20 protein-coding genes are annotated in these 19,191 nt (G+C 69.9%); 8 read left to right on the plus strand and 12 right to left on the minus strand.

Annotated elements, in window-relative coordinates:
• Positions 1 to 41 precede the first annotated feature (41 nt).
• The gene (locus ACFY3D_RS11720) at positions 42 to 839 is read right to left on the minus strand and encodes an SDR family NAD(P)-dependent oxidoreductase (RefSeq protein WP_389978010.1); all 798 of its coding nucleotides are present in this window, start codon (positions 837 to 839) and stop codon (positions 42 to 44) included.
• 55 nt (positions 840 to 894) lie between these two features.
• Here ACFY3D_RS11720 and ACFY3D_RS11725 point away from each other — a divergent pair, with 55 nt between their 5' ends.
• Positions 895 to 1,494, plus strand: coding sequence for a TetR/AcrR family transcriptional regulator (locus ACFY3D_RS11725; protein WP_389978013.1), 600 nt, complete (start codon positions 895 to 897; stop codon positions 1,492 to 1,494).
• A gap of 76 nt (positions 1,495 to 1,570) precedes the next feature.
• Here ACFY3D_RS11725 and ACFY3D_RS11730 read toward each other — a convergent pair whose 3' ends face one another.
• The 3 genes from ACFY3D_RS11730 to ACFY3D_RS11740 all read right to left on the minus strand — a co-directional run bounded on the left by ACFY3D_RS11730 (position 1,571) and on the right by ACFY3D_RS11740 (position 3,182).
• Positions 1,571 to 2,332: a TetR/AcrR family transcriptional regulator gene (locus tag ACFY3D_RS11730; protein WP_389978452.1), complete on the minus strand. Its 762-nt coding sequence runs from the start codon at positions 2,330 to 2,332 to the stop codon at positions 1,571 to 1,573.
• 77 nt (positions 2,333 to 2,409) lie between these two features.
• The gene (locus tag ACFY3D_RS11735; protein ID WP_389978016.1) at positions 2,410 to 2,640 is read right to left on the minus strand and encodes a LuxR C-terminal-related transcriptional regulator; all 231 of its coding nucleotides are present in this window, start codon (positions 2,638 to 2,640) and stop codon (positions 2,410 to 2,412) included.
• Between the two features lie 41 nt (positions 2,641 to 2,681).
• Positions 2,682 to 3,182: a DinB family protein gene (locus ACFY3D_RS11740; RefSeq protein ID WP_389978018.1), complete on the minus strand. Its 501-nt coding sequence runs from the start codon at positions 3,180 to 3,182 to the stop codon at positions 2,682 to 2,684.
• Positions 3,183 to 3,457: 275 nt separating this feature from the next.
• On the opposite strand from ACFY3D_RS11740, the gene ACFY3D_RS11745 reads away from it, so the two are divergent.
• Entirely contained in the window at positions 3,458 to 5,041 is a 1,584-nt protein-coding gene (locus ACFY3D_RS11745) for an MFS transporter (RefSeq protein ID WP_389978021.1), read from the plus strand.
• A 116-nt stretch (positions 5,042 to 5,157) separates the two neighbouring features.
• On the opposite strand, the gene ACFY3D_RS11750 is transcribed toward ACFY3D_RS11745, so the two are convergent.
• Positions 5,158 to 6,690, minus strand: coding sequence for an FAD-dependent monooxygenase (locus ACFY3D_RS11750; protein ID WP_389978024.1), 1,533 nt, complete (start codon positions 6,688 to 6,690; stop codon positions 5,158 to 5,160).
• Positions 6,691 to 6,792: 102 nt separating this feature from the next.
• Between ACFY3D_RS11750 and ACFY3D_RS11755 the strand changes: the two genes are divergently transcribed.
• A complete protein-coding gene (locus ACFY3D_RS11755; protein WP_389978026.1) occupies positions 6,793 to 7,428 on the plus strand; it encodes a TetR/AcrR family transcriptional regulator in 636 nt (211 codons plus the stop codon).
• A gap of 191 nt (positions 7,429 to 7,619) precedes the next feature.
• On the opposite strand, the gene ACFY3D_RS11760 is transcribed toward ACFY3D_RS11755, so the two are convergent.
• From ACFY3D_RS11760 to ACFY3D_RS11775, 4 genes are all read right to left on the minus strand, one after another.
• Positions 7,620 to 8,294: a DoxX family protein gene (locus ACFY3D_RS11760; RefSeq protein ID WP_389978029.1), complete on the minus strand. Its 675-nt coding sequence runs from the start codon at positions 8,292 to 8,294 to the stop codon at positions 7,620 to 7,622.
• A 166-nt stretch (positions 8,295 to 8,460) separates the two neighbouring features.
• Positions 8,461 to 9,654 (minus strand): NAD(P)/FAD-dependent oxidoreductase, encoded by a 1,194-nt coding sequence (locus tag ACFY3D_RS11765; RefSeq protein ID WP_389978032.1) that lies wholly within the window; start codon positions 9,652 to 9,654, stop codon positions 8,461 to 8,463.
• 64 nt (positions 9,655 to 9,718) lie between these two features.
• A complete protein-coding gene (locus ACFY3D_RS11770) occupies positions 9,719 to 11,347 on the minus strand; it encodes a multicopper oxidase family protein (protein WP_389978035.1) in 1,629 nt (542 codons plus the stop codon).
• Positions 11,340 to 11,903, minus strand: a complete 564-nt coding sequence (locus tag ACFY3D_RS11775; RefSeq protein WP_389978038.1) for a hypothetical protein — start codon at positions 11,901 to 11,903, stop codon at positions 11,340 to 11,342. The genes ACFY3D_RS11770 and ACFY3D_RS11775 overlap by 8 nt, the downstream gene beginning before the upstream one ends.
• 281 nt (positions 11,904 to 12,184) lie before the next feature.
• On the opposite strand from ACFY3D_RS11775, the gene sigJ reads away from it, so the two are divergent.
• The 5 genes from sigJ (at position 12,185) to ACFY3D_RS11800 (ending at position 16,805) form a co-directional block, all read left to right on the plus strand.
• Positions 12,185 to 13,195, plus strand: coding sequence for an RNA polymerase sigma factor SigJ (gene sigJ / locus ACFY3D_RS11780; protein ID WP_389978041.1), 1,011 nt, complete (start codon positions 12,185 to 12,187; stop codon positions 13,193 to 13,195).
• Between the two features lie 486 nt (positions 13,196 to 13,681).
• A complete protein-coding gene (locus ACFY3D_RS11785) occupies positions 13,682 to 14,023 on the plus strand; it encodes a YciI family protein (RefSeq protein ID WP_350941385.1) in 342 nt (113 codons plus the stop codon).
• A 21-nt stretch (positions 14,024 to 14,044) separates the two neighbouring features.
• Complete coding sequence (locus ACFY3D_RS11790; protein ID WP_389978045.1) at positions 14,045 to 15,271, plus strand: RNA polymerase sigma factor; 1,227 nt, start codon at positions 14,045 to 14,047, stop codon at positions 15,269 to 15,271.
• An 812-nt stretch (positions 15,272 to 16,083) separates the two neighbouring features.
• Positions 16,084 to 16,425 (plus strand): DUF3147 family protein, encoded by a 342-nt coding sequence (locus tag ACFY3D_RS11795; protein ID WP_389978048.1) that lies wholly within the window; start codon positions 16,084 to 16,086, stop codon positions 16,423 to 16,425.
• A complete protein-coding gene (locus tag ACFY3D_RS11800) occupies positions 16,422 to 16,805 on the plus strand; it encodes a DUF3147 family protein (protein WP_389978051.1) in 384 nt (127 codons plus the stop codon). Before ACFY3D_RS11795 ends, ACFY3D_RS11800 begins: the two co-directional genes overlap by 4 nt.
• A gap of 68 nt (positions 16,806 to 16,873) precedes the next feature.
• Here the strand turns inward: ACFY3D_RS11800 and ACFY3D_RS11805 are convergent, their stop codons facing one another.
• From ACFY3D_RS11805 to ACFY3D_RS11815, 3 genes are all read right to left on the minus strand, one after another.
• Positions 16,874 to 17,869, minus strand: a complete 996-nt coding sequence (locus ACFY3D_RS11805; RefSeq protein ID WP_389978054.1) for a DNA topoisomerase IB — start codon at positions 17,867 to 17,869, stop codon at positions 16,874 to 16,876.
• Positions 17,869 to 18,732: an SDR family oxidoreductase gene (locus tag ACFY3D_RS11810; RefSeq protein ID WP_389978058.1), complete on the minus strand. Its 864-nt coding sequence runs from the start codon at positions 18,730 to 18,732 to the stop codon at positions 17,869 to 17,871. Before ACFY3D_RS11810 ends, ACFY3D_RS11805 begins: the two co-directional genes overlap by 1 nt.
• 233 nt (positions 18,733 to 18,965) lie before the next feature.
• Complete coding sequence (locus tag ACFY3D_RS11815; protein ID WP_389978061.1) at positions 18,966 to 19,091, minus strand: hypothetical protein; 126 nt, start codon at positions 19,089 to 19,091, stop codon at positions 18,966 to 18,968.
• Positions 19,092 to 19,191: the final 100 nt, after the last annotated feature.

Genomic DNA, 19,191 nt, shown 5'->3' on the forward strand with positions numbered 1-19,191 from the left:
CTTCCCGGCCGGCTCGGAAACGCGTCATTCTCCGATGACCTTTACCGGAGGGCGGGCTGGGCCAGGTCGCGGACGGTCTCCCGCAGGCGCGACGCCTCGTCCGGGTCCACCGTGAGATCAATGGGCCTGCCCCTCTTCCGGACCGTGAGCGGCTCGGCCGGCGGCTCGTCGATGAGCGCGATGATCGGCGGTATGGCCTTCGCGACCGGCTGGGCGAACACCGCGGAGGCCGCCCGTACGAGACCGCGCATCGGCTGCCTGAAGGGCTCGTGCAGTGCGGTCGCGACGACGCCCGGGTTGTACAGCACGTACTTGATGCGCTCGGAGGCGTAGACCGTCCCCAGCAACTCGCACGCCTTGGCTCCCTGCAGGGTCGCGGCGAACCCCCGGTACCTGTTCTTCATCTGGAGGTCGTCCCAGTGGATCCGGCTGCCCTGCCCGGCACCGCACAGGTTGACGATCACCGGTGCCGGTGCTTTCTCCAGCGGGCCGCGTAGCCCTTCCGCCATGAGCCAGCGGTTGAGCACGTAGAGGGCGAAGGTGCGCTCGAATCCGTCCTCGGTCTCCGCCCGCACCGGATTGTGCCGGTACGCGGCGATCACCAGCGCGTCGATCGCCGGGTACTCGGCGTTGAGCCGTTTCAGCAGGTCTCGGGTCTGACCGAGTGAGCCGAGGTCGCACCTGACGAAGCGGGCGCTTGGCGCCGCCTCGCGCAGGCGGCGTTCGCCCTCCTCGGTGCTGCCCACGGCGACGACCTGGTCGCCCTGTTCGGCGTAGTGGCGGGCGAGGGCTTTGCCGATGCCGTTGGTGCCACCGGTGATCACGATGGTCCGGGTCATAAGTTGAGGCACTCCTCAAGTTGAGATCGACCTCAACTTAGCTAGGATCGAGGGCATGCGCAAGGACGCGGCACAGAACCGGGAGCGACTCCTGCGGGCGGCCCGGCGGCTGTTCGCGGATCAAGGGCTCGACGTGCCGCTCGAAGAGATCGCCCGCTCGGCCGGGGTGAGCATCGGGACGCTCTACAACCGCTTCCCCACCCGGGGCGCCCTGGTGGACGCGGCCTTCGCGGATCGAATGGCGATCGTGGACGGATTGGCCGAGCAGGCGCTGGCGATGGACGACGCCTGGGAAGGGTTCGTCGCGTTCCTGACCGGCGTGTGCGAGCTACAGGCGGTCGACCTCGGCTACAACGAGCTCGCCGCGCGCGGGGCGGCCGTGGACTGGGAGCGCGGGTACGGCCTGATGAGCGGGATCCTCGAACGCGCGCAGCGATCCGGGGACCTGCGCGACGACATCACCCTCGCCGACGTGGCCTTCGTGGCCCGGGGCGTGACCGCGATCATCAAGGCGACGTACCGGGTGGCGCCGGGGGCCTGGCGGCGGCACCTCGCCCTCGCCCTGGACGGCCTGCGCGCCGTCGCCGCCCGGCCGCTGCCCGTCCCGCCGCTGTCGGCCGAGCAGACCCGCGCCACGATGGGGGAGGACTGCTGACGTCCCCCGGCCCTCCCGGCCGGTGAGCCCTTCCTGACCTGCTAAAAGGTGGCCTTCGTCTCGGACCGGGCCAGGGTCAGCCGGCGGGTATTCGCCGCTGCGTGTCGGAGAACAGGTTGTGCATGGCGCCGCGGAAGATCTCCGCCTGCAGCGGGCCGATGAAGGAGGTGTGCCCGAACACCTCAAGGACCACGAGGCCGTGCAGGTGGCCCCAGACGCTGACGAAGAGGGCGGCGCCCTGCGGCGGAAGCCCGCCGAACATTTCAGGCGGCATCTGCTCGAGGCGGGTACGTAGCGCCGGGCTCAGCGGTGGAACCTCGGTGCGGCCCAGTTGCTCGTGGGTGAACGCACCGAACAACTCCCGGTGGAAGAGGGCTGCGATCCTGCGGGCACCGGCGGTCGTGCGGCCGTCGGCGGGCGCCTCGTAACGCAGCAGCGGTGTCCCGTAGATGAGCTGGAACCGTGAGGGGTTGTCCAGACCCCACCTGCGGAAGGCTTCCGCGGCGACGACGAACCTCGGCAGGTCGCCATGCGGTGGTGCGCCGTCGACCGCCGACCGGACGGCGTCGGCGAGCTCGTGGTACGCCTCCGTGATCAGTGCCGTGACGAGCTCGTCGCGGCTGGGGAAATAGTGGTAGAGCGCCTGCACCGTCATGCCGAGACCGCGGGCGATCGATCGCAGGGACAGGCCGAAGGGGCCGTGCAGCGCGATCTGCTCCTGTGCCGCGTCGAGGATCTCGCGGGTCGCGGTGGCCCGCCGGCGCCGGCCCGCGACCTCGACCGGGTGACGCGCGTCGATCGGGTCGTCTCGGACGTGCCCGCCGAACCCGCGGTCGATCCTCGTCCGTCGGACAGGCTCCGATCACGAACGGCGCGGCTTCACCGGCTCCACGGACTCCACGGACTCCGGGGACTTCAGCGGCCGAGGCCGGCGTCCCGGGCGCGGATGATGGCCTCCGCCCGGTCGGCCGCCTGAAGTTTGGTGAGGACCGCGTGGACGTGATTGCGTACGGTCTTCTGGGACAGGAACAGGCGTGCGGCGATCTGGCCGTTGGACAGACCGGCGGCCACCAGGTCGAGGACCTCGTGCTCCCTCGCGGTCAGGCCGGGGAACGCCGTGGTGCCGGCCTGCGGCTTCCCGGTCATGAAGGCGGCCGGAACCGGCTCCCCGATCTCGCACCGGGCCGTTATTCGCCGGTGGCACCGTCGATGCGCTCGCGCAGCAGGTCCGCGTGACCGTTGTGCCTGGCGTACTCCTCGATCATGTGGACGAGGATCCAGCGATGGGTGCAGTCCTGGCCGTTGCGGTCACCGAAGGCGTCCAGGGGTTTGGCCGCGGAGATGACGCGGGCGTGTTCGATCTCGGACCGCCAGGTGGCGAAGGCATCCTCGACGGAGGCGGTGTCGGCCTCGTTGAAGTCGGCGTCGTTGTCGCGGTCCTTGTCCCAGAGCTTGGGGATGTCCTCGCCGTTCAACACGCGGCGGAACCAGCCGCGTTCGACGTGTGCCATATGCCTGACCAGGCCGAGCAGGGACATGGCCGAGGGCGGCACGGAGCGCAGGCGCAGCTGGTCGTCCGTCAGGCCCGCGCATTTCACGGCGAGGGTGGCCCTGTGCCATTCGAGCCAGTTGGTGAGCATGGTGAACTCGTCACCGATGAAGGGCGGCGAAACGCGCGTGTCGATCACGGACACAACCTATCCGCCGCCGCCGACGACAGCCCGGTGACGCGGGCATCGACGCTTCAGGGGGAGCTTGACCGATCCGGGCGGCGAGTCCGGCACACCATGTGGTCCCTGCGATGTCGGCGCGAGCGGTGAGTCCGGCACACCACCTGGTCCCTGCGACGTCGGCGCGGGCGGCGAGTTGTCCGATGGTGAGCCCCTGGCATCGGAAGGAGACTTGGTCGCGCCCACGGGCCGAAGGTTGACCTCATCTTTGGTTGAGGTTTCATGATTGATGAGTGACAAGATCTTCTGCGGACCCCGACCCGGCTGTCCTTGACCGCGCTGGGCGACGAGAGTGGATCGGGCTCGCCGTTCTCTCCCTCCCCGCTTTCCTCGCCTCCCTCGAATTGACCGTGACTCATCTGGCGTTGCCCGCCATCGGCAGGGCGTTGGCGGCCGACAGCGCTGAGCTGTTGTGGATCGTGGATGTTTACGCCTTTCTGCTCGCCGGATCGCTGATCACCATGGGTACGCTGGGCGACCGGATCGGCCGCCGACGACTCCTGTTGATCGGTGCGGCCGCGTACGGCATCGCCTCCGTGCTCGCGGCCTACGCGCCCAGCGCGGGTGCGCTCATCGCGATCCGCGCACTGCTCGGAATCTCCGGTGCCACGTTGATGCCGTCCGTGCTCTCCCTGACCGTCGCCATGTTCCGGGACCCGCGGCAACGCACTGTCGCCGTCGGGATCGTCATCGCGAGCGTGTCCGGAGGCACCGCGATCGGGCCTCTCGTGGGCGGCTGGTTGCTTGAGCGCTTCTGGTGGGGGTCGGTGTTCCTGCTCGGCGTGCCGGTGATGGCGCTGCTTCTGGTGCTGGGGCCGATCCTGCTGCCGGAGCGACGCTATGCCGGGGCAGGGCGGTTGGACCCGATCAGCGCAGTACTGTCGTTGGCCGCGGTCTTGGTGGCGGTCTACGGTCTCAAACAGATGGCCGCCGACGGTCCCGGCCCGTTGCCCGTGTTCTCCGTCACGGCCGGATTGCTGTTCGCCGTCATCTTCGTACGCAGGCAGCGTGCGCTCCGCGACCCGTTGATCAACCTGAGGTTGTTCGCGAACCGGGCGTTCAGCACCGCGGTGGCCACGCTGGCGTTCGGCATCTTCGTGCTGTGGGGTTTCAATTACGCCTTCGCGCAGTACTTGCAGTTGGTACGCGGACTCTCTCCGCTGGAGGCGGGTCTGTGGACGGCGCCTTCGGCGGTCGGGGTGATCATTGGGTCGACGCTGGCCTCCAGGATCGTGCGATGGACGGCCCCGGGACCGGTCATCGCGGTCGGACTGGCTCTCGCCGCCACCGGCTTCGTGGTGGTCGCGCAGGTGGGCGTCCCGCCGGTAGGCATGACAGCCGGGACAGGCGACCTGGCCATCCTGGTGGCCGGGGCCGTCATCGTGTCCGCCGGGCTCGGTCCGATGATGGCGCTCGCCACCGACATGGCCGTGGGTGTCGCGCCGCCCGAGCAGGCCGGCGCCGCCTCGGCGATCTCCTCGACCGCTCCCCAGCTGGGCGGCGCACTCGGCATCGCCGTTCTCGGCAGCGCCATCACCGCGGTCTATCGAGACGAAATGAGCGGCGGCGTTGTGGTGGGTTTCCCCGCGGGGGCCGCGTCCGCCGCGACGGAGAGCCTGGCCGGTGCTGTGGCGGCGAGTCGCATGCTCCCCGACCGGCTCGGGGACACGCTGCTCGGCGCGGCCCGTCAGGCGTTCACCGCGGGATTCCAGTTGAGCGCCCTGGTCAGCGCCGCGATCGTGGCGGTCATGGCCGTCACGGTCGCGGTCATGCTCGGGCGCGGCAGAGTCGGTCCCAAGCCGACCACAGGACGTTGATCGGACCGCATGTGCCGGAGGCCACGGCGGCCAACGCCGGCGGCCGGCGGGAGATCCTCGGTCCGGAGGTCACCTCCGCCGAGGACGGCACCGACCGGCCGGCGGTTCGTTCTGGTTCAGGCGACCAGGATCGTCCTCAGGTAGTCGACCACCGCATCGGCTGACCGGGTCCGTACGGCCACATAGCCGTCCGGCCGGACGAGGACGAGCGTGCCCCCGCCGGCGCCGTAGCGCTTGCTCGGAGGTCCTGGCTCCAGCCGGTAGACGCGGATGTCGTCGCCGTGAAGCCTGTTCAGGCGCTCGGCCGGATCCGGCGTCACCGCGCCGAACTGGAGCAGGGTGAAGTGGGAGCCGCGGAAGAGGTCGAACAGCCGCGACCGCTCGCCGGTCACCGGGTGCCGACACGGCGAGTCGGGCGCCCGGTCACCGGGACGGACCTTGCCCTTGTCGCCGACCGACAGCTCGGAGGCGCGGTAGTTCACGTTGAGCTGGGAGGTCTTGCCGACGATCGCCCTGGTCACCGCGGGGCTGCGCATCAGCGGCAGGATGATCCGGTCGCGCAGGAAGGTCATCAGAGGTTTGGTGGAGAACAGCGCGGTCATGCCGGCGCCGCTGGCCTTGAGCACGGATTCGGCCACCGGGCGGCGCTCCAGCTCGTACGTGTCGAGCAGGCTGTCGGGGGCTTGGCCGCGTACCGCGAGGGCCAGCTTCCAGCCGAGGTTGTAGGCGTCCTGGATGCCGGTGTTCATGCCGAGCCCGCCCGCGATCGGGTGGACGTGGGCGGCGTCTCCGGCGATGAAGACGCGGCCGGCACGGTAACGGTCGGCGAGCCGTACCTTGTAGCTGAAGCGCGACAGCCAGGTGGCGTTGTGCAGGCGCACGTCCGTCCGGCCGGTGCGCTGCTCGAACAGGCGCTGGAAAAGCTCAAGTGAGGGCTCCTGACCGGCGCCCTCCTCGCCAGGGCGTACGGTGAGGCCGAACTGCCACGACGGCGTACCGGGCAGCAGCGCGAGGCCCACGGAGGACTCGTCCGCTGCGTACCAGACATAGGAGCCGTCGCGGGGCAGACCGTCGACCTCCACGTCGCCGAGCAGGTAGTGCTCGGTCTCCGACACCAGCCCGGGGAAGGTGATCCCGGCGGCCTCGCGTACCGCGCTACCGCCGCCGTCGCAGCCTACGAGGTAGGAGGCGTGGATCATCTCACCCGTGGCGAGCCGTGCGACGACCTGGCTGTCGGACTGCTTGAGGTCGGTCAGTCGCAGGCCGAGCTCCACGTGGCCGCCCAGCTCGGCCAGGCGGGCGCGGAGGATCTGCTCGGTGCGCCACTGCGGCAGCAGGACGAGCGTCGGGTAGGGCACATCCGGCCGCGGGCGGACACCGGCCAGGAGGTGCAGCTCCGCGACGAACCGGCGGTCCATGTGAATCCGCGCCGGCATCTCGGACGCCCCGGCGTCCAGAAAGTCCTGGACCACGCCGAGGTCGTCGAACACCTCCAGGCTGCGTGGCTGGATGCCCTTGCCCCGGGACTGACGGTGGAATTCGGGAGATCTGTCGATCACCCGGAAGGTGACGCCGCGCCGGGCCAGCTCGCAGGCCAGCGTCAGCCCGGTCGGTCCGCCTCCGACGATGAGTACGTCTACGTCGGTCATGTCTTCCCCCGATTCCGGAACGGAACCTATCCGTTCCGTTTGGAGGATAGGCGGCTCTGAAGCCGGGACGCAACCGTTCCGTCTCGTGTTAATGTCGCCGACATGGCCGAGATCCGCCCGCGTGGTCGCGGCGCAGCCGTACTGCGCCGGACAGTCACCGACACCATCCTCGCGGCGGCGGTCGCCGAGCTGGCGGAGACAGGTTATGCCGGGATGTCAATGGGCGCGGTGGCCCGACGGGCCGGTACGGGAAAGGCCGCGCTCTACCGGCGGTGGTCGTCGAAAGAGGAGATGGTGGTCGACCTCATCGACGTCGTCGCCTCCCGGCAGGTCCCGGTCGGCGGAGCCGGCGACCTGAACGGCGACGTGCGAGCCTACGTCCGAGCGGTGGCGGACACGCTGTCGGATCCCGCGGTCATGTGCATCGTGCTCGATCTGACAGCCGAGGCCGCTCGCAACCCCGAACTCGCCGAGGCGTTCGACACCGCGATCCGGCAACCGCGCAGGGCCGCGTGCGAGCGGTTGCTGAGGAGCGCGATGGAACGCGGCCAGTTGCCCGCCGACCTCGACCTCGACCTGGCCCTCGACCTACTGGTCGGGCTCACCCAGTGGCGTGTCCTCAACACCGGCCGGACCGTCGACGACTCCTGCGTCGAGGCGACGAGCAAGCTGATCATCCAGGCGCTTCCGCTCTGCGTGGGCGTGGGCGTCGGCGATGAGCGTGGTGTGCCGGGATGACGGCTCCTGCGCGGGCCGAAAACCCGGTGCCCGAAGTTCTGCGCGCCGGACGGCGCCAAGGACGCCCCATCCTGTGCTGAGCGTGTGGGCGGGTGGCTGTTCGTCAAGTCGAGGGCGGGGAACAGGCGAACCGTCTCCATCGAGTGCGGCACCGTTTCGTGCGCTCGCAACGGTGCCGCGGAACCAGACCGCTACCCGTCGATCCAGCCGAGCTCAACCGCCCACCCGTACGTCATGGCTTCGGCCGCGGGCAGCGTGAGGAACGAAACGGCATACAGAACGACAAGGAGCCCGATCGGAACGGCCCAGGCGCGAGGGCGGGCTTCCGGCGGACCTGCCTCATCCTGTCCGGCGTCGGTACGGCGCTCCCGCCGGAGACACGTCCCCGGGAGCCGGCGGTCGTCAGGCCTTAGCGCCCACGACGCGATGGCGCACACCCCGAACACCAGCGGCACCCCCCACGTCCGAAGACCGTCGCCGACCGTCAGATGCGACACCACGGCACTCGACCACAGGAAAAAGGCGCCCGCGTACGCCCATTCCTTGATCAGTGGCAGTCCGGGCGCGATGATCGCGATGGCCGCGCCCGCCTGCCACGCGGCCAGAACATAGGCGAAGAATTGGGGGTATCCCAGGTGGCGTAACTGGGCTTCCACCCATTCGATCGGCACAAGGTTCCACACCGATCCGGCAACCAACTCGAAGACGATGACAAACGTGGTGGCCCAGAAGGCGACAGGGCGGATCCTGCCCCAACTCCAGCCGCTTCGTGCGGAGGCCGACTTCTCGCCCGTCGCGTGCTGGAACGCTGCGGTCGTTCGAGTTCTCATCGCGGTCTCCTCGTCACATCGGTCTGCCGTGTTCATGGGACTCTCCTGGCGTTGCGAGCGACTTCGGTTCGAAGTCGCAGGTGGCGATTGATTCCACAACGGAGCGGCCGGCCGGGGCTGCCGGCCCGGCGGGGTCGCTGAACGCGACATTCGCCCGCGTGCTCGTCAACCCCCGTGAACCGTCCGGGGTGCTCGTCGGTGGTCACGGGGACGCGACCCTTCGCGGAGCGGAGGCGGGCTGCTCGGGACGTGGGCCGCCCTTGGGCCAGAAACCGGAACCCGGCTTGCGGGCCTCACGGCGGATCCTCGACACCCCGAGCCTGCAGGTCACCTCCTTGATCACCGCGGCCATGCGCCCGGCGACATAGAGGTTCACCGCCGTGTCGTCTTTGCGGGCGAGCTGCCGGATGCCGGCGCGCCGGCCGAGGCTGACGCACGATCCGGTGAGGGCCTGGTCGATCACTGCCGGTTCGGTTCCCGCGATGCGGCTCAACACGGTGTTGGCAGCCTGCGCCCCGAGCGGCTGTGCGGCCTGGGAGCTCATCCGCAGCGGCCGGCCCGACGGTGCGGCGGCGTCCCCGGCCGCGACGATGCGGTCGTCGTCGACGCTGGTCAGCGTCTCGTCGGTGAGCAACCGGCCAAGCGCGTCGGTCCGCAGCCCGCTCACGGACGCCAGCTCCGGTACGCCGAAACCGGCCGTCCAGATGGTCAGTGCGCTCGCACGCATCTCACCGTCGCCCAAAACCACCGCATCCGGCCGGACCTCGGTCACCACGCCGGCCCCAAGCACGGTGACACCGTGCCGGGAAAGCCACGTGGCCACGGATCGGCGAGCGGGCACACTCAGTGTCGGCGCGAGGGCTCGGCCACACACCAGCGTGACCGTGCGTCCTTGTTCGGCCAGCTCGGCGGCCGTCTCGATGCCGGTCAATCCGGCGCCCACCACAGTGACCGGAGCATCGAACGGCAACTCGGCCAGCCGGGCGCGCAGCCGCTGGGCGGATTCGAGTTCAGCGATGGGGAAAGCGAATTCGGCCGCTCCGGGTACCGACGACGGTATCGCCGCGATGCTGCCGACGGCGTAGACGACGTAGTCATAGACCAGCGCGCGCCCCGACGCCAGCCGTACTGTGCGGGCGGCGGCGTCGATGCGCGTGGCGCTGTCGACCACCAACCGGATGTCCTCTCCCAGCAGTGAGCCGTAGTCCACCGTGGCCCCGCCGGTGTCGGCCACGAACTGGTGCAGCCGGATTCGTTCGACGAAATCCGGGCGGGGATTGACAAGGGTGATGTCGACGTCGGCACGCATCCGCAGGTGGTTGGCCGCGAGTGCTCCGGCGTAACCACCACCGATGACGACGACCTTGTGGGGTGTGTGGTCTTCGTGCGTGGACATGGCGAGGCCTTTCCTTCTCGACTTCAAGTGGTTTGTGAAACCGGCCTTACGCGGCACGGTGGCGTCAGACGATTTCAAGGTTGGCCATCATCCCCATGTCCTCGTGTTCGGCGTTGTGGCAGTGGAAGAGATAGCGGCCGCGATAGCCGTCGAAGCGGGTGATGATCTCCACTGATTCGCCCGGCCGCAGGGAGACGGTGTCCTTCAGACCGGCGTCGTGGGGCAGCGGCGGCCGGTCGCGGCGCGAAAGCACCCGGAAGCCGACCAGGTGCAGGTGGACGGGATGGTGGACGTCGGCGATCAGCCGCCACACTTCCACGTCGCCGAGTTCGGTGGTGACGTCGGAGCGGGCGGGGTCGAACGGCAGCCCGCCGATCAGCCATCCGTGACCGCCGTGCATGCGCCCGGTGCGGAAGGAGAGGTCGCGCACCCTGACGGCGTCCGACCGGCGCCAGGTCGGGAGATCGCTGGAAAGGACACGCGGGATGCGGCTGTCGTCGGTGGCCTCGCGCGCGACCCGGAAGGCCATCACGTCGCGGGTGCGGCCGGAGCCGAGCCGGTTGACGACTCTGACGCGGCTGCCGACCGGGACGCCGGAGAAGTCGACGACCACGTCGTAGCGTTCGGCCGGCGCGATCGGCAGGGACCGGTGGACGACCGGCGCCGCGAGCAGTCCCTGGTCGGCCCCGATCTGCACGAGGTCGAGCCGGCGTCCGTCGTCGGTGATCGCCTCAAGCTCGTAGTGCCGGGCGTTGGAGGCGTTCAGGACGCGCAGCCGGTAGCGGGCCGCGTCGATCTCGTGCACGGGCCACGGGGCCCCGTTGACCAGGATCACGTCACCGAGGACCCCGGCAAGGTACGGCTCGCGCACGCCCGGCCGCTCCCGCGACGAGGGATCGAGGGCGGGGTAGTCGAGGCCGCCGTCGGCGGCGAACGCGCGGTCCGCGATCATGAGAGGCAGCTCGCGCCGCCCGGCGGGCAGGCCGAGCGAGTCCTCGGCATCGTCACGGACGACGTGCAGCCCGGCCAGGCCCCGCCAGACGGCGGGGGCGGTGAAGTCCATCCGGTGGTCGTGGTACCACAGCAGCGTCGGCCGCTGGTCCAGCGGGAACGTGTAGTCCCGCGACAACTTGGTCACCACCGCCCGCGGATCGTGCATGACATGCCCCGGCCCGCCCGGACCCGGGTGCGTGACGTGGGCGGCGTCCGGCCAGCCCTCGGGCAGGACGAGGTCGGTCGGGTACCCGTCGGACTCCGCCGGGGTTCGGCCGCCGTGCAGATGCACGACGGTCGGCACGGGAAGGTCGTTGCGATGTGTCACGGTGACCGGCCGACCGCGGCGCGACTCGATCGTCGGCCCCGGGAAGGCACCCTCGTACGTCCACAGCGGCGTCCTGACACCGGGCAGGATCTCCACGGTCGCCTCGCGCTGGGTGATCTCGTAACGGTCGACCCCGCCCGAAGTGCTGACCGGCGCCAGTACGGAGGGAAGCGGCAGCGGCACCTGGAACGCGGGCGGCAGCGGCACGGCGCTGCGCAGTTCGGCCCCGGTGAACGGCGTACGGCGGGCCAGCGCGGCCGAGACCGACAGCCCGCCGGCCGCCACCAGGCCGAGCGCCCCGCCGATGCCCAGCGCCTGACGCCTGGTCACCGTACGGGCACGGCCGGATCGGTCGTCGTACGGCTCACGCATCGTCGGCTCCCTGTCGCTTCGGCTCCCGTGCGCTCGACTCCCGCGCGCTCGGCTCCCGCCCGCTCCGCTCCCGCTCCCGCCCGCCCCGCTCCCGCCCGCTCCGGGAGGGCTGTCGCCTCCGGAGGGGGCGGCTCCACACGGCGACGAACAGCGCGACGAGCGCGACGACGGTCATCACCCCCAGCGGGAAGTGCAACCACAGGGCGCCCTCCAGCCCGGCGAAGTACTGCACCGACTCGGCCGCCAGCAGAGCCGACGCGGCAAGGAACGGCCAGGCCTGACGCAGCCGTACCCAGATCACGATCCCCACGATCACCTGCACAAAGCCGACATAGGTGACCGCGTCGGCGCCGGCCGCATGCCAGCGCAAGCCGTCGTAGTCACCGCTCATGTACACCCCGGCGAACACCGGCTGACCGGCGATCGCGATCACGTGCGCGCTGACGACGGCCCGCAGCACCCAGTCGGCGGGCCCTGTCCGATGCCCTGTCCGATGCGTGGCATCGGATCGCGCCGCCATGGCCGCGCGGAGCCGGTTGGCCGCGGTAACCATCAAGCGTTCTCCTCACACTGTTCTCGACAAGCCGGTCGTCCGCCACCTGCTGGACCTGAAGGCCGATCGACCTGCTTCTTTTCGTGTTCTCCTGGCGCCGTTGGAGCCGGGCCGCAGCGGGGCCGGTGCGCCGCCTGGCAAGACGACCGGTGGAAAGGTGTTGGTCTGACCGGTATGACAAGACGGCCCCGCGAAATGTGAGGCGATGCGTCAGGCTCACATTTCGAAGGGCTGTCTTGTCGTCCTACTGACAGCGACCGAGACCAGAGAAGTCGGGGGACACCATGACCACCCAGCCCGGGCCAGGAGACAGACCGCTCGATCCAAGCCTGAGCGCGATCACGAGCGAGCGGCGGCGGCTGACCAATCTCGCCTACCGGCTCCTCGGCTCGCTGTCGGAGGCCGAGGACGTCGTCCAGGAGACCTACGCCCGCTGGTACGCCATGCCCCGGCAGCAGCAGGACGACATCGCGTCCCCCGGCGCCTGGCTGTCCACGGTCGCCGGCCGGATCTGTCTCAACGTGCTCACCTCGGCACGGGCCCGGCGAGAGACCTACGTGGGCGAGTGGATCCCCGAGCCGCTCCCCGAAACCACGGAGTGGCTCGGCGGGCGGCCGGACGGCATCACCGTCGATCCGGCCGACCGGGTCACCCTCGACGAGTCGGTCAACATGGCCTTCCTCGTCGTGCTCGAATCGATGACCCCGGCCGAGCGCGTCGCGTTCGTCCTGCACGACGTCTTCCGCTACTCCTTCGCCGAGGTGGCCGAGATCGTCGGCCGTACCCCGGCGGCCTGCCGCCAGCTGGCATCCTCGGCCCGCCGCCGCATCCGCGCCTCACAGGTCCCCGCGACCCCGGCGGCCCGGCAGGCCCGGATCGTCAGGGAGTTCAAACAGGCATGGGAGGCCAAGGACATCGACGCCCTCGTCGCCCTGCTCGACCCCGGCGCCACGGCGACCGCCGACGGCGGCGGCGTCGTCGGCGCGCTGCTCCGCCCGGTCGAAGGCGCCGAGCGGATCGTGCGCTCCCTGGTCCAGCTTGAGGGAAGGCTCCACGACCTGACGTTCCTGGAGCGTACGGTCAACGGCCGGCCCGGCCTGATCGCCCAGGAAGACGGCGTCACCGTGTCGGTCTACGCGTTCGAGGTGGCAGACGACCGGATCAAGCACATCTGGGCGGTACGCAACCCCGACAAGCTCCGCTCATGGACGGCGGAACCGCGGCGGCCACCACTGGGAACGCCGGCTCCGCCACAACAGGATCCAGATATGGATCACGAAAGACGACTGCGATAGGCACGCGAGCATCGACACGTACCGACACCCGTAGGACTCCGCGGACGAGACCACCCGCGCGGCCGACGATGCCGCGTTCGCTCCTCGACGACGTACATTCCGCGACCCTGTGGGCCGACGGGGAGCAGACCCCGGCCGTGCTCGCGAAGCTCTTCGTCAAGCGCCCGCTCGCCGAGCACCGCCAGGCGTGGCCCGTCGTGACCTCTCGGCGTCATCGTGTGGTCCGGCCCCGAGAAGGTCTCCACGTGAAGAGTCGCCGCCCCGTCCGCGCGCGGGACACGCCCACCCGGCCGGCTGCGCGAAAGAATCTTGGTGTGGGCTGTAGTGGAGGGCCTTTCCCGTTCGTCATCCACATGACGCACGGGAGAGGAGGGCACCCATGGACACGCATGGGCATGGTCACCGGTGCACAATCGCCCTGTGCCGAAACATGGCCACCACGATCGCCGTGATGGTCACCGCCGGCTACACGATAGGAGCAACCCGATGAAGTACCTGATGCTGGTGTGCACCGACCCGGCCTACACGCCCGGCCAGGACGACGGCGCCCCGGATGTGGAGGACTGGGTCACGGAGATGGACGGCAAGGGGATCCGGCTGATGGGCAACCGCACCCGGCCGGCGAGCGACGCGACCACGGTTCGCGTCCGCGACCGCAAGGTGCTGCTGACCGACGGCCCGTACGCGGAGACCAAGGACCAGATAGTCGGCTTCGACGTCCTGGAGTGCGGCGACCTCGACGAGGCCATCGAGGTCGCGTCCAGGCACCCGATGGCGTGGGCCGGGATGATCGAGCTGCGTCCGTTCTGGCCCGACGGTGAGGACTGACGGCCAAGACGGACGACGTCGATGACAGCTCAGGTGGCTCGGGTGAAGGACCGGATCGCCGGGATCTACGCCGACGGGTGGAGTCGGATCGTGGCGACCATGATCCGATTCACCGGCGGCGCCTGGGACCTGGCCGAGGAGTGTACGCAGGACGCGTTCGCGCAGGCACTCCAGAGGTGGCCCGAATCAGGCGTACCGGATCAGCCACTGGCGTGGCTCACCACCGCGGCACGCCACCGCGCGATCGACCGGATGCGTCGCGCGTCGACCGAGGCGGCGAAACTACGGGAGGTGGCCGCGTTGGACCCGGAGCCGTCGCCCTACTCGAGCGACAGCGAGATCCCCGACGAGCGCCTGGAGCTCATGTTCACCTGCTGTCATCCGTCGCTGAGCCTCGAAGCCCAGGTGGCGTTGACCCTGCGGAGCCTGACCGGCATGAGCACCGCCGAGATCGCGCGTGCGTTCCTGGTGCCGGAACGCACCATGGGCCAACGCCTCTTCCGCGCCAAACAGAAGGTCGCGCACGCGGGCATTCCGTTTCGGGTGCCGCCCGCGCACCTACTGCCGGACCGCCTTCCCGCCGTACTCCACGTGCTCTACCTGCTCTTCAACGAAGGGTACGGAGACCCGGAAAAGGCCCGGCTGTGCCGGGAGGCCATCCGTCTCGCCCGGGTGGTGACGGCGTTGATGCCCGACGAGCCGGAAGCGCACGGCATGCTCGCGCTGATGCTGCTGCACGACGCCCGGCGGCCGGCGCGTACGGACGCGGCCGGCGACATGGTCACCCTCGCCGAGCAGGACCGCTCGCTGTGGGACCGGGCGCAGATCGCGGAGGGGGCCGCGATCTGCGAACGAGCCCTACGGCGACGCCGCGCCGGGCCGTTCCAGCTCCAGGCGGCCATCGCGGCGTGTCACGCCACCGCGCCGGTCGCCGACCAGACGGACTGGCCGCAGATCGTCGGGCTGTACACGCGGCTCGCGCGGATGGCACCGAGCCCGATCGTGGATCTGAACCGGGCCGTGGCGATCAGCATGGCCGACGGTCCCGAGGCGGCGCTGCCCCTGGTCGACGCGATCGCCGGGACCGGACAGCTCGACGACTACCACCTGTTGCACGCCACCCGCGCCGACCTGCTGCGACGCGCCGGTCGTACGCGGGAGGCGGCCGACGGCTACCGCGTGGCGATCGACCTCGCACCCACCGACGCCGAGCGTCGTTTCCTGCGCGACCGGCTGCGGCTCCTCTGACGGCATACTCGGCTCCGCACGCGGCGAGGACCTTCACCGCGTCGCCCGCCCCGACCATGCGCCCGGATCCGTCGGCGATCCGATGGACCCCTGACCACCGATCGACCACCGACCGATACGCGAAGTGTTCCTCATCGTCGAAGACGATGTCTTCTCCGGCCCCTCGCCGCGCCCGGCGTCCCGCAGCGCCACCGGGCATTCACTCGTGCCGGGAATGATGATGATCTCTCCTTCCTTCACCACTTCAAGAGCATGAATTTGCCCTGATCTCTCCGATCCAGGGCAGGGCGATGGGCATGGAGCATCCACACGCGCCTGTCCTGGAGGCCCTGGCCGTCCACCACGCGTCCGGCCGGCCTCCTTTTCACCCGCCCGGTCACAAGCGGGGCCGAGGCGTGGATCCAAGGGGCGTCGAGACCATGGGCCTGGGCGTCTTCCGGCTCCGGCCCGCTCAACGCCACGAGCTCGTCAGTGCTGATCTACGCGGCTCTCGACGGCCGACGCAGGCACATGGTCGAGCACGGCCACGACGTCTACGAACGGCCGCCGCCCCCGACCCACCGGCCCCGCCCGCACCGAGATCGACGATGTCTACGGCACGCATGTGAGCCGAGGTCGAGCAGGTGCCCGCCGACAGGGCGGCCTGCCGGATCTCCGTCGAGATACCGCCCCCTGCTCGCCGGGCATGCCGGGCGACCTCACCGATGACGTGCCCCGCCGCCTGAACACGGGGGTCGACGCGGGCATGGTCGTGCCGGACGGTGTCCGGGTGGTCCGGGACCGTACCCGGACCTGAGAACAGGAGGACGATCATGGAACAGGTGTGGTTACTGGCGGCGCGTGGACTGCTGGGCGGTGTCCTGGTGGCCGTCTTCGCGGTTCTCGGAGAGATCACCAAGCCGAAGCGGTTCGCGGGCATCTTCGCCGCCGCACCCGCCGTGGCCATCGCCGGGATGACGATCACGGTGCTGAGCGAGGGGGACCTCGCGCTGGCCCGCTCCGCGCTGGGCATGATCGCCGGTGCGGTGGCGATGGTGGTCTACTGCCTGCTGGCGGTGCCGCTCGTACGCAGGTGGGGTGCGCTCAAGGGGTCCGCGTCGGCGCTGGTCGTGTGGGCGGTCGTCGCCTTCGGCGGATGGCTGGTGGTCTCATGAGCGGCATCGAACCGGAGCCGTCGAAGATCCGCACCATCTCGCTTCGCGGACTGGCCGTGCGTTTCGCCTTCGGCGCGGTGATCTCGGTGGCGGCCGGTCTGGTCGGCCACTACTTCGGGCCGCTGGCCGGAGGCGTCTTTCTGGCGTTTCCCGCCATCCTGCCTGCCACGTTGACCCTCATCCAGGAAAAGGAGGAACAGCGCGCTCCGGCCGCCCAGGACGCGAAGGGCGCCACGCTGGGCGCGGTCGGAATGATCGTCTTCGCCGTGTGCGTCTGGGCGGCGATGACCGGCCTTCCCGCCTGGCTCGCCCTGACGATCGCCACAGCGGCCTGGGCGCTGACGGCCCTCCTGCTCTACCGGGTGACCACTCCGCGGTAACGCCGTCACAACCGCCCGCCTCCCGGACGACGCGATCGATGTGGTCCGCCGCGCCGTCATCGCGGCGGCTACCCTCCTCGTTTCAGCAGGGCGATGACCGCGCGTTCGGCCGGACCGTGCGTGGCCGGGCCGTCAGCCTCGCCCAGATCCGTCAGCGCGCGTTCGATGGTCTTTCCTTTCTCGTACGCGGCGATGACCCGGGGATCCACATAGGAGGCGCGGGCGACCGCCGGGGTGTTGCCGAGATACTCGGCCACCTCCTTCACGACCCGGGCGACCGCCCGCCGGCGGCCGGTCCGGGTGCGGACCCGTTTCGAGACGGCCAGGCCCACGGCGGCGTAGACGGTGGCGTGCCAGGTACGGAAGTCCTTGGCGCTCACCTCGGTCCCGAAGCGGTCGCGCAGGTAGTCGTTGATGTCCTCGCTCCTGACGTCGAACCAGGCGCCGTCGTGCTCGTAGCGCAGCAACTCGCCCTTGTCGGAGATCCTCCGCAGCGCGGCGACGACCCTGCGGACGTCCGGGTCGGTGATCTCGACCTCGCGCGGCCTGCCGCCCTTGGCGGGGTAGGCGCAGGTCACCCGGTCCTTCGTGCAGGTCACGTGCTCCATGCGGAGGGTGGCCAGGCCGAAGGACTCATACGATTCCCCGCCGACGCGGAACAGGCCGATGTCGAGCATCCGGGCCGCCGCCGCCAGGACACGCTCCCTGGTCAGGCCCTTCGTGTCGAGGTCGGCCTGGACCCTCTTCCGGAAGTCGGGCAGCCGTTCGGCCAGTTTCCCGACGCGCTCGAACTTGGCGCGGTCCTGCTCCTCGCGCCAGACGTCGTGGTAGCGGTACTGGCGGCGCCCGGCCGCGTCGGTGCCGACGGCCTGGATGTGGCCGTTCGGGTCGCGGCAGATCCACACCTCGCGCCAGGCGGGCGGGATGACCAGCCTCCTGATCCGGTTCAGGGTGCGCCGATCCTTCACCGGACGGCCGCCGGTGTACTCGTACGAGAACGACCGCCCGCGTCTTCTCCGGGTGATGCCCGGTTCGGCCGGATTACTGGGGCGTAGCTCGGCCATCAGCCCGGGAGGGTCTCGCCACCGATGGGCGCCAGCACCTCACCCGTGTAGTAGGACGAGAGCCGCCCCGAGGCGAAGAACACATACGACGGCGCGATCTCGTCGGGGTCGGCGGCCCGCTTCATCGGAGTCTGCTTGCCGAACTCGTCGACCTTCTTCTCCGGGAAAGTGGCCGGGATCAGCGGCGTCCACACCGGGCCCGGCGCCACCGCGTTGACGCGGATGCCCTTGTCGACCAGGTTCTGCGCCATCGACATGGTGAACGCGTTGATCGCGCCCTTGGTCGCGGCGTAGTCGATCAGGGTCTTGTTGCCGCGCAGGCCGTTGATCGACGAGGTGTTGATGATCGCCGAGCCGTCCCCCATGTGCCGCAGGGCCGCCTTGGTGACCCGGAAGTAGCTGTGGATGTTGACGGCGAAGGTGTGCTCCCACTGCGCGTCGTCGAGTTCGTCGAGCGAGTCGACCGGCGCCTGATAGGCGACGTTGTTGACCAGCAGGTCGAGCCCGCCCAGCTCCTTGACGGTCTGCTCGACCACCTCGGCGCAGTGGTCGGCCCGGCCGAGGTCACCCGGCAGCAGAACACACCGCCGCCCCTCCCGCTCGACCAGCTCGCGGGTGTGCTCGGCGTCCTCGTGCTCGCTCAGATAGGCGATCGCGACGTCGGCTCCCTCCTTGGCGAAGGCGACGGCCACGGCTCTGCCGATCCCCGAGTCACCCCCGGTGATCAGGGCTTTTCTGCCCTTGAGCAGGCCCCGGCCCTCGTAATCACGCATCTCGTCCTGTGGCTCGGGGCTCATCTGCCCGCTGCTCCCTGGATAATCCTGCGTCTGACCCGGCGGTGTCTGGTTCGCTTCCTCAGGCATCCTCTTCGCGTGCCCCCATGAGCGACCGGTTAACGCGAGGGCGTAATCCGTGGAACGACTTTTGGGTTGGCGCGAAGCGGGCAACGGACCTTGTCCTTGCTTTACCTCGTCGTCGGGTGTGTCCTTCGGTTCCTGGTCCTGCCGGGTCGCGGCGATCGGGGTACTGAGCTTCGAGTTCCTCGTACTGCGCGAGCGGCTCGTCGCTCAGGGGCTATTGAGACGGTCGACCGAGCCTAGGAAGGGTGCTCGACTCGTTGGTCCTGGGTGTGCTCGGCCGGCGTCAACGCGTCGTCGATCTCGTCGATGAACAGCCGCGCGTACTTCTGGGCGCAGAATCCGGGTCCACGTCGACCGGGCACGATAAGGCGTCTCGGCGCAGAGGGTTGTCAGGGTACGAACGCTGCCGCGGCTGACCTGGCTATGGAGCTGACGGAGGGCGGTATGTCTGTCCGCATCTCC

It is taken from the genome of Streptosporangium sp. NPDC000509, from assembly GCF_042898365.1.
Lineage (GTDB): Bacteria > Actinomycetota > Actinomycetes > Streptosporangiales > Streptosporangiaceae > Streptosporangium.